Raw genomic sequence first — 253 nt, forward strand, 5'->3', positions numbered from 1 at the left:
GTCCTTCAGGTAAGCCAACGGATCGTGTCCGTTCAGTTGTGCAGAGCGGATCAATGTCATGATCGCGGCCGCGCGTTTTCCAGCACGCAGAGATCCTGCGAACAACCAGTTCGACCTCCCCAGGGCCTCTCTTTCTTTCTCGGCGATCTCGGCCATCAGCTTCACGTTCAGTTCGCGTATCTGTTCGGTACTGAGGGCGTCGAGATCGGCGGGTATGTCCATGGCGACCAGTCTGCCAGAGCGGCGCGCGATG

Annotated in this window: 1 protein-coding gene; it reads right to left on the reverse strand. The window is 59.3% G+C overall.

The features are described from left to right. Positions 1-253 (reverse strand): hypothetical protein (locus AB3X94_RS42315; protein WP_368594466.1); only part of this gene is annotated, 253 nt, incomplete at both ends.

Source organism: Paraburkholderia sp. BR10923, from assembly GCF_040948765.1.
In the GTDB taxonomy this organism is placed as follows: domain Bacteria; phylum Pseudomonadota; class Gammaproteobacteria; order Burkholderiales; family Burkholderiaceae; genus Paraburkholderia; species Paraburkholderia youngii.